This window comes from Kribbella sp. CA-253562, assembly GCF_050942265.1.
Taxonomy (GTDB): Bacteria; Actinomycetota; Actinomycetes; order Propionibacteriales; family Kribbellaceae; genus Kribbella.
The window spans coordinates 2,334,414-2,349,741 of record NZ_CP192049.1; the positions used below are offsets into that span (position 1 = coordinate 2,334,414).

The following is a 15,328-nucleotide window of genomic DNA, read 5'->3' on the forward strand; positions in this document are numbered from 1 at the left end:
CGGCGCACGGAGATGGAGTCTGGATAAGGCAGCGACTCCTCCTTTACCTCGAACCATGACCCCATGACCGCGCTCAACCGGGCCGTCGCGCCATGGCCTACAGGCCTGTCGCGCCCTACACCTGCTGAACCCCGCTGGGCGACACGGACAGCTCAACCTTCTCGGCGACATCGCCGCAGACCTCGCACCCCCCTAGGCGCCACCGTCGGCGCGATGTTCGGCAAACCCGCCCTCAAAGCTCACGGCAAGGCCTTCGCCTGCCTCAAAGGCGACACTCTGGCCTTCCGGTTCGGCGACGGCACACCTGCCCACGCCAAAGCCCTCACCCTCCTGGGAGCCGAACTCTTCGACCCTTCAGACAAAGACCGCCCCTTCAAGTAATCATGCACGTTTCCCCGACCGCGCTCCTCGTCGGTGAAGTTGAAGTGGGACGTTGCGACGAGACGCGGACTGTCTGCGCGACCTGCCTGCGCCCACGTCGAGCGAGCAGCCTCGAACGAAGGGGCGACCAGTTCGGGCGGGAGCGAGGCGGCGATGTAGCCGTCTCCCCGGGTAGCCATCCGGCTAAGCGCGGCGGGAACGAATCCCCCGAACAGCAGGGAAGACTACGTGGGCCGTCACTCATGGCAGGAATCTCTCCATCGCCAACCGGCTTCCCGGCCCAGACGTCACGGTAGATCTGCAGATCGTCGTCGAGTCGTCGGCCACGGGTGGCGAACGACTCCTTCGGTGGGAAATCATCGGCCCGCGGTCGACCCCGACTCCAAACGCCAGGCGACAGCCCGAGACAGCGTCGATCCCCGCAAGCTCCTTGGCGAGAACCGCCGGCCACACAGGGTGCGAGCAGGACCGTGCTGGATCAGACCAATTGTGCGGCTCGCGTCAGCCGCAGGTTGGTGGCAACTACGTGCCGTCAGGGTGACCGGGTGCGTAGTCGCGGCATCGGTAGAAATCGCCTCGTTCTCAGTCGCGGTCTTGGTATCGACTCTCACGAAGATGTCACTTGACCCGACACTATGTTGACGTGGCCGCTTCGAAGTCTGTGGAGCCGGCCCGAACCGATGAGTCAAGCGCGAACCGTTCGGGCGTCTGATCGCGTATTCCGTAGAAAGATCTACTAGCGAAGGGATCTAGCGATGAACGATTCAGACTTGACCGAGGGCACGCGCGATGTCGGCATGAACCGCAACGAGGTTCTGGGCAAGGGCATCGCAACCAACCACAACGAGGCCCTGCTCTCGCTGTGATGCGGTGACGCCACCTCTCGGGGTCTCATCATATGGGGCCCCGAGACAGGACCCGGCTTCCAGGCAAGTTGTCCGCGGGCCTCGTTGCGAACGCTTCGAACTAGACCGGTCCGATCGGGCAGGTTCGAGTCGAAGCGCTCCTCTACGCGTCTGACTGGTCCAGCGTCCGCTCATCGAAGCTGGCGGACTTCGTCAACCAGGCCGCCGTGCCAAATAGCGTCGACCGGGTCGGCGACTCGGCGGTGAAGAACGCGAGGCGGTACCGATTCGAGTGAACAGCCGGATCCACGTGCCGTAGACAGAGCATGACCGCAGTTGACGGCGCTGCTGTGAGGGCAAGAACCTCGGAATCGCGCGGAGCTTGCCTAGGCGGGGACCTCGTCGCGGATGTGGTGCAACAGGTCGGCCAGGCGACGTTGAGCTCGCGCTGTCCGGCTCTTCACCGTGCCAAGGGCGATCCCAAGTTGATTCGCGATTTCGCTCTGGGTGTAGTCGCAGTGGTACGCCAACTGCAGCACCTCGCGCTCATCCGGGTGCAGCTGGTCGAGGGCTCGGCGGACTTGCCATGCGCGCCACGTTTCATCCATCGTGGTGTCTTCTGTCGCCAGCGCGCGATCCGCTCCATCGGGGTCCAGCGGTAACATCTCTGATGCGCGACGCTCCCGCCGGTAGACGTCGATCGCGGCGCGGCGCGTGATCGCATACAGCCACGGTTGGAGTTCGCGCCCTGCATCGAACCGGTCGGCAGCCTGCCATGCCTGGATGAAGGCCCGCTGAACCGTGTCAGCCGCAAGGTCGTGACGCCCGAGCATCTTGAGTGCGATAACGAACATCGGGGCGGAGTACTGGCGGTACATCTCCCACAACGCTGTCTGGTCACCACCGCGGAACCTCTCGGCCAGGCTCAGATCCAGATCGCTCGGACCGGCTAACCTTCTGTCATTCCGGCTCCCGGCACCGCGATCCCGGACCGCGAGGGACCCGGTAGGACGGGCTCTGGCGGCACCTGGTGCCGCCGCAGTCATCAGGTCCATATCCCCGCTCCTCCCTGACCAGCTCACCCCGGAGCCTCGTCGTCCACTCTCCTTAACCGGGGCAGTCGTGGCATCGGTGACCGCTGCCTATTTGAGCCGCGCGGCGGATGCCTATGCGGGCCATGAACGCGCTGCTGTCCACGTCGGCCGAGCGAGGAGCTGACTGATCCTCGGACGAGCTCAGCCCTACGATGATCGATATCGCCGGCGAATAGGCAGTCGACGACACCTACGACGCCGCCCCAATTCGAGCGGGCTTCGAGCGGTCGCTACGGCACTCCGCCGAGCCGCCGAGTCCTCCCGCTGTGGATGCACGACGTCGTGACCGGCTTGATCGCCAGGTGTACGCGGCGTTCGGCTCACCAGCGGCTGTTTGGTCAGCCGACTGAACTAAGCCGATCAGCGGAACTCGCGCCGCTCCTCGCCCATCAGCATGACCCGCCAGAAGGCTCGAGGCCTGGACCCTTCAGGACTGAACGATCACGTCAATGTCTCGGATAGTCAGTGAGGCGGGATCCGATCAGCAGTTCGTTGCCGTATCCCAGTGGAACATCAGGCGCACTGCCCCGATGGCGCGACGCAAACACTGGCCACGGCAGGAGGCACTGACCGATGTATTCGATCGACCGCCTGGGAAGCCCAGGCGCTTGAAGATCCGGTGTGAGATACGGAGACCCGAATGACAACATCCCCGCTCGGACAGGAGTCAGCCCTGCTCCGTAGCACGTCGGGACCGGCGCTGGCCGCTGGACGCGAGCACCCCTGCGCGATGACTTGCCCTGCTGTACAGCTCGCGTCGGCGCGGCGATGACGGCAGCACCAGAGGACACAAACCTGGCGGAGCGTTTCAAGTCCGGTGATGACCTCGCCCTCGTGGAGATGTACAGCAAGTACTCCGCGCCGATGTACGTGATAGCACTCCGGCTCCTCGGTGATCATGACCTCGCGTCTGAGGCCGTGCAGAGAGCTTTCGTGCAAGCGTGGCGCGGGGTGGAGACCTTCGACGCTGGTAGGGACCTTCAACCATGGTTGTATGCGATAACCCGCCGCGCCGCAGTGGACGTCTACCGACGGCAGCGTCGCGCCGCAAGGATGGCACCACTTGACAGCGCAGCCATCCCGGAGCGCGACTTAGCCATCGACGGCCCCAGCTTCGACGCTACCTGGCGGGCGTGGCAGGTGCGCCGTGCACTCGACAAACTCACGCCGGAAGAGCGGCAAGTACTACAACTTGGGTACCTTGCCGGCTACTCGCAGAGCCAGATCGCGGCCGAACTCGGGATTGCCCTCGGTACCGTCAAGAGCCGCACCGCACGCGGCCTTCGACGCCTCATGGTGCTACTTGCACATCTGCGCGAACTTATCTGAACGTGAACAAAGTCCAGCCGGTGCATCGTCCAACCATCGATGCGGCGGTTCTGCCAGGACGGCGCCGACGACGCGGACGGTGGGGATGCCGACGATGTCGGTGCGGCGACGGGTGTTTGCCGATGCCCGTCTTTTCTCGCGCAGGAGCGCGGCCTTGCTGGACTCGATCAGTGCCTTATCTAGGCCTGGTTAGCAGCGAGCTCCGTCGACGAGCCTGTGGATGCGCTTGGCGAGGCGGACGGCCCTCGGCGCGAGCGGTCGCGGCGGAGATATCACGAGCGAGTTCATGGGTGCGCGTACGCCGAGCTGTTGCTCCCGTTCTGCTTGAGGACACAAACCTGACGGTCACCGTCCAGCAGATGCTCCCCCACGAAGCGTCCGCCAGGTCAAAATGGCGCGACACTGGTTGGCGACCGACCCGCGGTCTTCGAACGCGGCGTCGCATGCCTTCAGGCCGGGCAACATTCCTTGAGGGTGACCTCACCGGTCTGCATTAGAGTCTGGCACGAACTATCTAACCGGTCGGTGGCCGTCCACGGCCAAGCCATCGCTTCTCAGGCAGGCAGCTCTCTCGGAGTTGGTCGTCACACCCTGCATCATCGCCTTGCACTCGAAGGGCGGCCGTCGTCGGAGTGCAGCGCAAAGGAGATTCCGGAACGCCGATATCGGGTTCAGGAGTGATGGGACCGAAGCGAGACACTTGTGTAAAGCAGAGCACAGGAACGGGCGCCGGGGCGCAGCTCGGCTTATCCAGCACGCGTGGGATCATCGATGCGGTGGAGGTGCCAGGACCGTGCGGTCGTGATCGCCTCCCGTCGATTTGCAGCACCAAGCTTTGCGAGGATAGCGGCGACGTGGTGGTCGACAGTGCGGACTGATACGACCAGCCTCTCGGCGATCTCCCTATTGGTCAGACCTTCGGTAAGCAACATGAGCACCTCGAGCTGCCGATCACTGAGTCCCGCCGGGTTGACCTTCACAGATCGGGGCTGTGTCGAGCGACGAACGCTGTGAACGCCAAGGCTCTTGAGCTCCCGTCGGACTAGGGTCGCGACGTGATCCGCGCCGAGATCGTCGAGAGTCCTGACTGCCTCGACCATCGGCTCTTCCATCCCTGCGGACGCGAGCTCGAGAGCCTCCTCATAGCGATCACCGGTTCGGCGCCAGCCCGCAGCGGCCGCTTTCCAGTCGCCGCTGAGCCCGTCTGCGATGGGCTCGAAAAGGGCAGCGTCTCCGCATGCTCTTGGATCAAGAGGTGCCCCACCTCGGTGAAGGTAGAGCCGCAGCTCATCAAACAGCGGCCCGCTGGCAGCGGGGAATCCTCGGGCGATCGTGTCGCGGACCTCCGCGACCAGTTCCGTGCGCCCGTTGAGCCATGCCCACTCGGCGTAGGCGGTGCCTGCATCCACCACCGGCATGAGCGACTCGCCGGCGAGTGCCCGAGTCCAGGCGGCTTCAAGCATGCTTCCAGCGTCCGGATGGCCGCGGCGGGCAAGCAGGCGCCCGAGTAGGGGATACGCGTGTGCGAGCAGCAGCCCAGGATGATCGACCGACTCGATCAATTGGCGCAAGGTTGTTTCCGCTCCCGACCAGTTCCCTCGTCGCAGATCGAGCGCTGCGCGGTGGATCTCCATGCTGTGAACAAAGGACCAGTAGCCCTGGGCGTTGGTCAACTCAATGGTGCCGTCGATGGTCTCGCTCAGTTCGTGCCACCTGTGCATGCGATACAACAGATCATCGAGAATCAATTGGCAGAGCGCCGTCGTCCCGGGCTCCGAAGAGCGTTTTGCGGCAGCGATCGCGGCGCGGACGTCGTCGAGGCCATCGTTGTCCCCTCGGATGCAACGGGCGACACCCAGTTGGGCGAGACAGATGAGCCGCAGCCTGTCGGCAGCGATGGCTTGGTCATGAACTGTCCGTAGGAGGGGCAGTGCCTCGGTGATATCCCCGGATTGAACGAGAATCACAGCTTGATATGCGGTCGTGGTTGCTTCTAGCACAGGGGATCCAAGGCGTCTCGCTGTGCGCACCGCCTGCTCAACGATTCTCTTGGCCGTACCAATGTCACCAGCCATTGACAGGAATCGAGCTTGGCGCGCCTGCGCCTCTGCAAGTTGACTGGCGTCACCTGCCAGCCGCCGCAGCTCAACGACCTGTTGACCAACCTGAATAGCGTCGGTGAATCGTGAGGCGATCTGCAACTCCCACGCGTAGTCATCGTAGAGGACTGCGCGCTCGGCAGGTGGTAAGCGGCCGGCGTGTGGGAGTACTGCCTCGATCGACGCCAGCGCCTGTCGGTGTGCGCCTGAGTTGGTTGCCTGGCGAGCGAGTTGGGGAGCATACCGAAGTGCGATCTCGGCGTCGCCAGCCTCGAACGCGTGATGGACAAGGCTATGCAAAGGCGGATCGTCGAGTGTCATCAGCGCCTGCACGACGCGCTGGTTCAGTGCGCGCCGTTGGATCGATGTCATGCTTTGCGCGATTGCCCGTCGCGCAATTTCATGCCGGAACCCTAGCTGCTGGTTTCGTACGACGAGAATTCCGCGTGCCTCTGCCTCCGCGAGCGCGCCGATACCGCTGTCGACAAGGGCGGTGACAAAGGTCAGATCCATTTCGGTGGGGACCACCGACAGTTGCTCGACGACGGCTACAGTCTCAGCATCCAGCGCCCGCAGCCGCGCAAGGACCGTGTCGACCACTGAGGCGGACACGCTCTTCGGACCCGCCAGCGCTTCAGTGACATAGAACGGGTTTCCGCCAGTGAGGTGATGAAGCTCGGCAGGATCCCATTCGGTGCCAGCTGTTAACCTCGCAACTGCGGCCCGGGTGAGGGGCTCCAGTGCGAGGCGATGAGTCGTCACCGACGCCAGCGTGCTGAGCAAAGGCCGGAGTCGGTGCTGTGCATCCACGTGCTCGTCACGGAACGTCAGTACGATCAGCGCGGGATAGCGGTGTATACGGCGAACCAAATATCGCAGTAAATCGAGCGTAGCGTCGTCGGCCCAATGCACATCCTCGACGATCAGCGTCGTGGCCTGGTCGCCAAGCTCAAGTCCAACAGCGTTGATCGCATCCTGGAGCCGGTTGGTTGCTATGGCCTGCTCCAACGGTCCACCGGTGCCGGCCACAGCCTCACGCAGGGGTCCGAGCGACGGTGGCGCAAGGAGGTCGTCACACGCGCCTTGCAGCAGCCGAACGCTGACAGGCAAAGCATCAACAAAGGCATTCACCACAGTGGATTTTCCGATACCCGCCTCGCCCGTGACCAGCGCAACCGAACCGGTTCCGTCTGCAGCGGTGCGCATTGCCTGCAGTAGAGATGTGACGTGAACGTCACGTTCGAGCAAGGTCATTGTGATCTGCCTACCTCCGCTCGTATCGCGCTGCCCGCAGCCTACCGAAAGCCCTCGGTACACACGCAACACGCTTTGCCAGGGCACACGGAAACATCCGCTCATCCGCCGTTGCCCCCTGCGAGCCGATTCGGACACCAGGCGCGCGAGAGCGTTGAGGAGGCAGGCCGTGGTGGATACGTATCCAGGACTGCGAAGGCTCGGCTCGATCGACCGTTGCACAGGTATCGAGCCTGACCCACTGTGCCGGCGCGTGCGACGGCCGTACCGGCAAAGCAGCGCGCTGTGTCTATCGAAACGTCCTGCTCAAACGGTCATGGAGTCGGTCAGCTACGGTACGCAACTGTGCAATACAGTCGGTGACACCCTTGACCAAGACGTCGGGTTGCCTACATGCAACCTCAACACGGCGAGTGGCAGCCAAACCTCGCGGTCGTGGCTGCGACCCACAGCCAGACACGCGGTTGCATCCTCGGGAACCAAGGCATCAACGTCGCTGCGGGCAGGCGGCACTGACTGCCCGAACTGACGCGACGATGGAGCTGGTCAATACTCCGTCCTCGATCAGAACCGGCTTTGCCGCCGACAGGTCACTATTCGACTGCTGACAACGGTGGTCAGGCAGTGAGCGCCCCGCCGAGCCGCCACCCGTCGAACGGTGCAGGTCAGCGGGTGCTGTTACGCGGGCGCGCATATCTTGCGTAGGAGGACCGGAGCTTCTGAGTGGGTCTGGCTAGGCGTCGTTCGAGCGCGTTTCACAGAGTCAGAAGTGGTCCTCTGCCATGCAGGCGCTCCGGACGTGAAGGACTGGCCCTGCCTCACGGTACAGAATGAAGTGATCGATGACCTCCGCTGGACCTCCGCACAACGGGCAGATCGCCTGACGATCGGCGCGGTCGGATCGTTCAACAACCACCGGTTCTGCCTGCTGCGCCGAACGATCCATGCGACTACTCCTTGCGCGAGAAATGCCGGACACCCTGTCATGGTTGCGCAGAACGGCCGACCCGGCATCGGTACTCATTGCCTATCCGCAGGCGGCTTTGGATACCTAGCGTCACCTTGCACGTCGGTCGCGCAGCGATCCATCGGGTGATGTTGGGCCGGCTACCCCGTCAGCCCGTCATCACGGAGCACTCATGGGCCTCAGCTGCCGATGGCACCTGCGTCGGCAGTTGCTCCGATCGGTGGGGTGCAGGCGACGTGTCGGCCGGAGTGGGACACCTCGGAACCGGTCGTGTCAGGGTGCTGAGCCATCCGCTCGTCAGACTAATGTGTCGTTTGGACGCCCGCTCGGCGGCAATGGCTCGTTGGCCGCCGATTGCACTCTGGCGTTGGCGGCGTTTAGCACTGGACCAGCGGGTGGCGCTGTGCCCGGCACGGCTCCACACCGATCGACCGGCCCATGAACCGGGCAGGTGTCCACATGCGTACTGCCTCGCGAGCGCCCCAGGTGATGGTCGACAACGCCAGATCACGCAGGTGGCCGCAGACCCCAATGGTCGAGAGGAAACACCGCGGTGTACGTCCCGTTCTCGATGATCAAGATGATCCACAATCTGACCCAATCCGTGAATCAGAACGCACGTCTCGTCACGCATGCACCGGCGCGGCAACGCGGCGGCCAGGAGCGTGCGAAGCAGAGTTAGTTGTTGAGCCCGAGGGTTCAGAAAGTGAGCACCATGAAGGTTTCCACCATCGCGCCGATGGAGTACGGCCGGGCGACAGAGATCTGGGAGTCGTCCGTCAGAGCGACTCATCACTTCGTCTCGGAGAACGACATCGCCGCCTTCCGACCGATGGTTCGCCGCGCATTCGATGAGATGGCTCAAGTTGCTGGACTGCGCAGCGACGACGGCGAGTTGATCGGTTTCATCGGTGTCGCGGAGGGAAAGGTCGAGATGCTCTTTATCGACCCGGCATGCCGCAGTCGAGGTGGAGGCAAGATGCTCCTTGACCACGCACGGCTCGCCTTCGGAGCTACATCAGTCGACGTGAACGAACAGAACGAGCAAGCGCTCGGCTTCTATCTCCACGAGGGCTGCGAGGTGGTGGGTCGGTCAGAGCTGGACAGCACCGGCCGGCCATATCCCATCCTCCACCTGAGTATGGCAGCCTCGGCCAGCAACCAGGTTTCTTGAGGCCAGCAGCAGCTACGAGGGGCTCAGGGACTGCCAAGGATGCCTGGCCCCGTTGACTGCATGGGGCATGCCGCCAATGGATCCGCCTGAGGCCTGGCGTCGCGTGGACTCCCGTGGGGCAGAGCCGCTTGAGGTCTTGCTGTTCGTGGCGGGGCTTGCTGGTGTCGGATTGGTTGGGCCGAGTGCAGCACCCGTCGCCCTACGGCAGCATGTACAGGATGGGTCCATCGGGAGTGGGCCCGGCCCACCTGCGGCCCGATCCGGCAGCTGCGTACTACGATCGACCATGACCTCCCGCGCTGCCGAGGCGAGCGCCACGGTGAACAACGGCCGGCTGGAGGAGCTGGGGCCGGCGTCCTATGGACTGGAGCCGGCGACGAGGCAGTCGGTCCCTTCGGCGCCGGCACATCGCATCTAGGCTGCGTGGCCCATCTTCGGAAGCGGGGCTCGTAGTTTTATCCGAATCACTGCCCGCTGGGCAGGACTGTTCGGTCGACCCACCCGTCGCCACAGTCCAGGTCGGTGCGGAAACTCGGTGGTGAGGCGACCATAGCCCCGCGCGGTTCTGGCACGCCCGCGTGGCACGCCAGAAGCTCGATGCGAATTGGGTGCGTCGATTGCGCCAACATCGCTCGCGGGTCACGGCGGTTGCGGTGGGGCGCTTCGCGCAGGTTGGCAAGGGCAGGCAGGCCCCAGCCGATGAGGTGCTGACATGTGTACCTTGACGAGGAAGCGGTCCCGTCGGCAACGAAGCCCGGCGTTCCGCGGGCAGTCAGGTCGACGACCGCCTGCTCGGCCCTTGCAACAAATGGAGCCGGCGAACCGAGGACGCCTCATGCAGAACTGGGTGACATCGCATGGCTCGTTCGAGCTCCGGACTGAGGTGGCAGTAACCGGCAACTCCGCGCTGATGGTTTGCGACGCGCCAAGACGAGGCGAACCTGGCTATGAAATGCCGCAAACCTCGAGGGCGGGTCGCTCGGGGTCACTGCGTGTGTTCCGTAGGTACAACTTGCGATGCCCGCTTCATGAATTTTCGGGACCAGGCATCGGACATGAACCGGCTTCGACGGTATCGCCGTACCGCTGTATGAGTCCACCAGAAGGCCTCGTCGTACTTACCGAAGGAGAGTGCCGACTATGTCCAGCGTCATGGTCGAGGTCGCTCGGCGCGGCCCTTCAAGGCCCGTCCCGCATGATCTGCCATATCGCACCTGCGCGAAGTGCGGATATCCGATCCGCTCAGATGACCTTGTGGATAGCGACTACCGTCCGCTGCACCGCAGCACCTGCGCAGATGGTCCGGCAAGCGCCGGGGCTTGAACCTCATGCTCAAGGAATCCATCGCTCATCCGGCTCAGGCCTGGAGTGGCGCACTTGGCGACTACTGGGCGGCGAACAGCCTGCAATTCGACCGACTGCTTGCCCGGTATGACGGAGTCCTTTGGGGTATGGCAGGCGTCTCGCCAGCAGACGTCACTCTGGATGTGGGTTGCGGCACGGGTGCGATTACCCGCACTGCTGCCCTCCGCTCAGAACGTGGGTCCGCGACTGGCTTGGACGTGTCTGCCAGCATGCTAGAAGTCGCGCGGGCCGAGACGCGGCGGCAGGGTCTTCGCAATGCGACCTTTGTCGAGGGCGATGCAGAGGCCTATTCGCTGCGCGAGGCCGCATTCGACCTGGTCGTCAGCCGCTTCGGAACGATGTCCTTCGCAGATCCGTTGTCAGCCTTCCGTAACCTTCGTCGTGCGCTGCATCATGACGGCCGGCTGGTAATGCTGGTGTGGCAGTCCTACGGGCGCAACGAAATGATGCAGGTCATCGACGATTCGCTGGGAGATCATCTCATGCGAATACCGCTGATGGGACCCGACCAGTGTTCTCTGGCCGATCCAGACCAGGCTTGGCACCTGCTCAACGACGCGGGCTTCACTGGAATCAGGGTGACGGACGTAAGGCAACCTCTGTTCTTCGGCAAGGATGCAGACGATGCATCCAAGTTCATCACCAGTCTTGTCGAAAAGGTACACCGCGAAGATTGCGACGATGCCCTGGCGGAGGGTAGAGATCGTCTCCGGACTGCGCTCGCGGCACGCCAAATCCTCGGTGGCGTGCTGTTGAACTCTGCGGCGTGGCTGATCACAGCGCGTCGAAGGTAGCAAGCCCTCCAGCAGATGGGCGATAAATTTGCAGATTGACTGCTGCCCGTCTGACGACTCACTACGTAACCGTCGGCCGGCAGGACGCGGTGCGGCGGGCTGGTGTGTGGCCGCTTCGGTCAAAGGGTGGCGGTCGGCGGGACGGGCAGGGGAGGACCGCCACCTGCCGCGGGATGGCTGGGATCCCACAAATGCGGTTTGTGGTTGCCGCTTCCGGCAACGGTCGATTGGTATGCGGGTGCGTCTGGTCCAACTGCAGGCCCAGGCCCCAGCCGGGCACGGCGTGCCAATGTCTCGCCTTGCATGTGTCGACCCTATGGGACTTGTCGTGTGCCGAATCGGATATGCACCTTTTACAGCCGACCGGATCGTGCGGGGCCAACCGCGGCCGTTGTCCGCCCATGGCCAGTGCCCGGCTTCGCACCGGCTGATTGGGCGGCGCAGGAAAATCGACGAAATGTCGGCGAGGGTTGGGTAGGGGGAGGGACTCGCCTCGGCCCACGGTTGTATTGCGACCGAGTGACTCGTCCGTGTCGCGCAGGAACTGTTGCACTGTTCGGCCCGGGCTGTCGTCTAACACCGCAATGTTGAGCGCTGGGTGTACAGGGCTGGCGTGAAGCCCGGGTCGCCATGGCCGAGACACTCGGCCAGCTCCTTGATGTTTAGTCCGTCAGCTAGGTGTGAGGTCCAGGGAGGTTGGTCAGTCGGGCAGGGTTGCGTTGCGCTGGTCGGTTGAGTTGTAGAACCGGGCGTAGGGCGAGCCGTCGGCCAGGGTGGTGGAAGCGTTCGATCTTGCCGTTGGTCTGCGGCCGGTAGGGCCGGGTCCGTTTGTGGGTGATGCCGAGTGCTGCGCAGGTGTCGCGCCAGGCGTGGGAGCGGTAGCAGGACCCGTTGTCGGACAGGACGCGTTCGACGGTGACACCGTGATCGGCGAACCACGCCACGGCTCGTTGGAGACGCCGACGCGGTGGCGGCGTTCTCATCGATGCAAATCCCGGCAAGGCCTTCGTGCACACCGTGATCGCTCAGGCCCGGTTTCGTACCGAATCTCAGCCGACGGATCGACGTCTCTCGACGCCAACCAATGCGCAGCGGTCTCGGTCAGTTTCGCCAGCTGCGCACGCACCTGACTTGCTTACCGGCGATGTCACCATGGAGTGGTCTTGGGGCGCTCGAAGCCTGCTGCGCGAGACGGAGACCGCGCGCGGTCAACTTGTCGAGTAGCCGTGACTTCTGTCGGCCTTCCTGTCGCCGAGGTCGCGCCACGGAGGACACTGCCGCTGCTGCAAAGCCAGCAAGTCGCCGGGAACCTTGTTGAGTCCCCGCGGACCTCGGCGGACAGGTGTGCGAGTCCCAGCGCTCCACGCTCCGCGACAGTCTCGCCCTAAGCAAATCCCAGCCCATCGGCGCAATGTCCTACGGACCTGCACCCACGCGCATGCCGGCACCGGCTTCGACCAGTTCCCCTCCGCAGCGGCCGACCGTGCTCCGACCCGGTACCGAACGACGCGATCTGGTCTGAGGGCCGGTCCCGACGTCTTGGCGTTCATCCGGCGAGGGGATTCGTCTGCGATCCAGATCGAGGCCGGGAGCGTATACCTGGCAGGAGCTGTTCTAGGGAGATATTTATGGGTCATCGGATCGTCATCGCCAGTATGCCGCTCGCAGGTCACGTGGGACCACTGCGGCCCATCGCGCGTGCACTTGTGCAAGCTGGGCACGACGTACGGTGGTGCACCGGGAAACGCTTCGAGGAATCCGTTTCCAGCACTGGTGCGCGATATGTGCCGTTGGCCCCCGAGATCGACCATCTGTCGGCAAATCTGGAGGACGTGTTCCCCGAACGCCGCGGGCTTACTGGACTGAAGGGCCTCAAGTTCGACATGAAGCGGGTCTTCATCGACCCCATCCCGAAACAGCTCGAAAGCCTTCGTCGTGCAGCCGATGAAGAGCAGATCGACGTGCTTGTGGCCGACAACGCCTTCAGCGGCGCCGCTGCCTTCCATGAACTGACTGGCGTTCCGTGGGCGTCGGTGGGGGTCACTCCGCTCACGGTTCCCAGTCGCGACACCCCACCTTTCGGGTTGGGATTGCTACCCAAGAATGGCTTGTCGGGCCGCCTGCGCGATCGGTTGCTGAAATCCGTGTTTGCACTTGTCATGCATGATGTCGAGGCACACCACCGGCACGTCAGAAAGCAGCTAGGGATGGGGCGCCCGTCGGCGACCCTGCTCGCCGGTATTTCGCCGCTGCTGCACCTTCAAAATGGTGTAACGGAACTGGAGTACCCGCGACGGGACCTGCCCATCCAGGTGCATTTCGTCGGTGCGCTGGTTGACGGTCCGTCGACGCCGGACGACAACCTTCCGGCCTGGTGGGACGAGGTTGTCGACCGTTCTGTGCCGGTAGTCCACGTCACCCAAGGCACCATCGCAGATGCTGACCTGGAAGAATTGGTCCTGCCGACTGTCCGGGCGCTGGCCGGCGAGAGTTGCCTCGTCGTTGCCGGAACCGGTCGCACAGATCCCGAGACTCTGGGAGACCTGCCGTCGAATGTTCGCGCCGTCCCCTTCATTTCTCATGACCTCCTGTTGCCCCATACGTCAGTGATGGTGACGAACGGTGGATTCGGTGCAGTCCAGAAGGCCCTGTGCACCGGCGTTCCGTTGGTGGTAGCCGGCGCGACCGAGGACAAGCCAGAAGTTGCAGCCCGCATCGAGTGGGCCGGCGTGGGGATCAATCTCAGAACGGGCAAGCCGACGGAAGAGCAGATCCGGAATGCGGTCCTCGACGTACTGGGCAACGCCGAAATCCGACAGAACGTGCAGAAACTGCGGAGCGCCTATGCCCGCGCCAACTCGTCGTCGCCGACCGTCCACCTCATCAACCAGCTCGCTACCACCGGCCGACGGGTGAATCGAATCGATCAACCCGATCGGCGCTTACGCCGAGTGCGCTAACGGCACCGGCGACCATCCGACCAACTCGGTAGGGGTCGACCGCGGGTCGGTGGGTGATGTGACAAGAACTCAGGCGTCAGGTCTAGCCACCGGGTGGCACGGTACCCTCCGTCCGTCTCTCGTGCTGGGCTTCTGCAGATAATGTGTCGCCGTCCTGCGCAATGCGCCACGTTTCGCCGATCGTGCGTCGACCGGCTCGAGTCGATGCCGGTCGGCCGCACGAACACTGCAGGCAACCCCTATGCTCCGCGGCTGTCGATCAACTTTTGCGGCGATCGGCCGGGACTGCTCCGAGTTTGGTTGACTCGCGGGGTGGTGGTTCAGGCCGCGAGTGCGACGGGTTGAGTCATCTCGAACTGGATAGGTGTGAGCTTGCCCAGGCGGCGTTGCCGGCGTCGGCGGCAGTAGCTGGTTTCGATCCGGGACACGATCGCCAGCCGCAGTCCGTCGCGGATGATCCGGCGTTGCCGGTCCAGGCGTTCTTCTGAAGCAGAGCGAAGAAGGATTCCATGGCAGCGTTGGCGCCGCAGGCTCCGACACGGCCCATCGAACCGCCAGCTCGTGGGCTTTGAGGACCCTGGCGAACTTCCGGATCGGATTTGGGTGCCGCGGTCGCTGTTAACGATCAGCCCCACTGCAGGCGACTGCGTCACTCAGGGCCGCCACGGCCAGGGACGGCTATCCGCGAATCGATGGAGTAGCCGGCCTTGATCGCACACAGATACATCTTGCCCCGGCCGTGGCATGTATCAGTGATATCGGTCAGCCAGACCAGGTTCGGCGCGGCGGCGGTGAAGAACCTCGTCACGAGATCATCGTGCCCGGGCGGTTGCCGTCTCGATATCGGCCAGTTTCAGCCGACGGCTCAAACACGACTGGGAGATCCCGAAGTCCTTCGCGGCCGGGCGGTCGGCGCCTCGTCCTTGCGGGCGACCACTACCACATCACGACGGAACTCCTCAGGGAAACGTTTCAGCACGACGGACATCCTTCGAGCAAGGACTCGAGTCCTCGCAGGTCAGGAGTCAACCGAACCGGAAACAGTCCCTTTCGTACAGGGCGGTGG

General features: G+C 63.7%; 7 protein-coding genes and 2 pseudogenes. 5 read left to right on the forward strand and 4 right to left on the reverse strand.

All coding sequences use genetic code 11. From position 1 onward, the window contains the following. Positions 1-213: 213 nt before the first annotated feature. Positions 214-381 carry a hypothetical protein gene (locus ACQPXM_RS11445; protein WP_432947631.1) on the forward strand — a complete coding sequence of 56 codons (168 nt, stop codon included), beginning with the start codon at positions 214-216 and terminating at the stop codon, positions 379-381. A gap of 1,231 nt (positions 382-1,612) precedes the next feature. Here the strand turns inward: ACQPXM_RS11445 and ACQPXM_RS11450 are convergent. Beyond that, positions 1,613-2,104 (reverse strand): RNA polymerase sigma factor, encoded by a 492-nt coding sequence (locus tag ACQPXM_RS11450; RefSeq protein WP_432947632.1) that lies wholly within the window; start codon positions 2,102-2,104, stop codon positions 1,613-1,615. Positions 2,105-3,088: 984 nt separating this feature from the next. Here ACQPXM_RS11450 and ACQPXM_RS11455 point away from each other — a divergent pair. Then, the gene (locus tag ACQPXM_RS11455; protein WP_432947634.1) at positions 3,089-3,649 is read left to right on the forward strand and encodes an RNA polymerase sigma factor; all 561 of its coding nucleotides are present in this window, start codon (positions 3,089-3,091) and stop codon (positions 3,647-3,649) included. A gap of 746 nt (positions 3,650-4,395) precedes the next feature. Here ACQPXM_RS11455 and ACQPXM_RS11460 read toward each other — a convergent pair. After that, complete coding sequence (locus ACQPXM_RS11460) at positions 4,396-7,002, reverse strand: ATP-binding protein (RefSeq protein WP_432947636.1); 2,607 nt, start codon at positions 7,000-7,002, stop codon at positions 4,396-4,398. Between the two features lie 1,682 nt (positions 7,003-8,684). Between ACQPXM_RS11460 and ACQPXM_RS11465 the strand changes: the two genes are divergently transcribed. Together ACQPXM_RS11465 and ACQPXM_RS11470 are read left to right on the forward strand one after the other, a co-directional pair. Then, a complete protein-coding gene (locus tag ACQPXM_RS11465; RefSeq protein ID WP_432947638.1) occupies positions 8,685-9,143 on the forward strand; it encodes a GNAT family N-acetyltransferase in 459 nt (152 codons plus the stop codon). Between the two features lie 1,328 nt (positions 9,144-10,471). Continuing rightward, positions 10,472-11,302, forward strand: coding sequence for a class I SAM-dependent methyltransferase (locus tag ACQPXM_RS11470; RefSeq protein WP_432947640.1), 831 nt, complete (start codon positions 10,472-10,474; stop codon positions 11,300-11,302). Between the two features lie 706 nt (positions 11,303-12,008). Here ACQPXM_RS11470 and ACQPXM_RS11475 read toward each other — a convergent pair. Beyond that, positions 12,009-12,286 (reverse strand): annotated as a pseudogene (locus ACQPXM_RS11475) (DDE-type integrase/transposase/recombinase); the annotation flags it as partial. A 644-nt stretch (positions 12,287-12,930) separates the two neighbouring features. On the opposite strand from ACQPXM_RS11475, the gene ACQPXM_RS11480 reads away from it, so the two are divergent. Beyond that, on the forward strand, positions 12,931-14,262 hold the full coding sequence (locus tag ACQPXM_RS11480) for a glycosyltransferase (RefSeq protein WP_432947642.1): 1,332 nt from the start codon (positions 12,931-12,933) through the stop codon (positions 14,260-14,262). Positions 14,263-14,582: 320 nt separating this feature from the next. Here ACQPXM_RS11480 and ACQPXM_RS11485 read toward each other — a convergent pair. Continuing rightward, positions 14,583-15,100: pseudogene (locus ACQPXM_RS11485) on the reverse strand (IS3 family transposase); the annotation flags it as partial. Between the last annotated feature and the right edge of the window lie 228 nt (positions 15,101-15,328).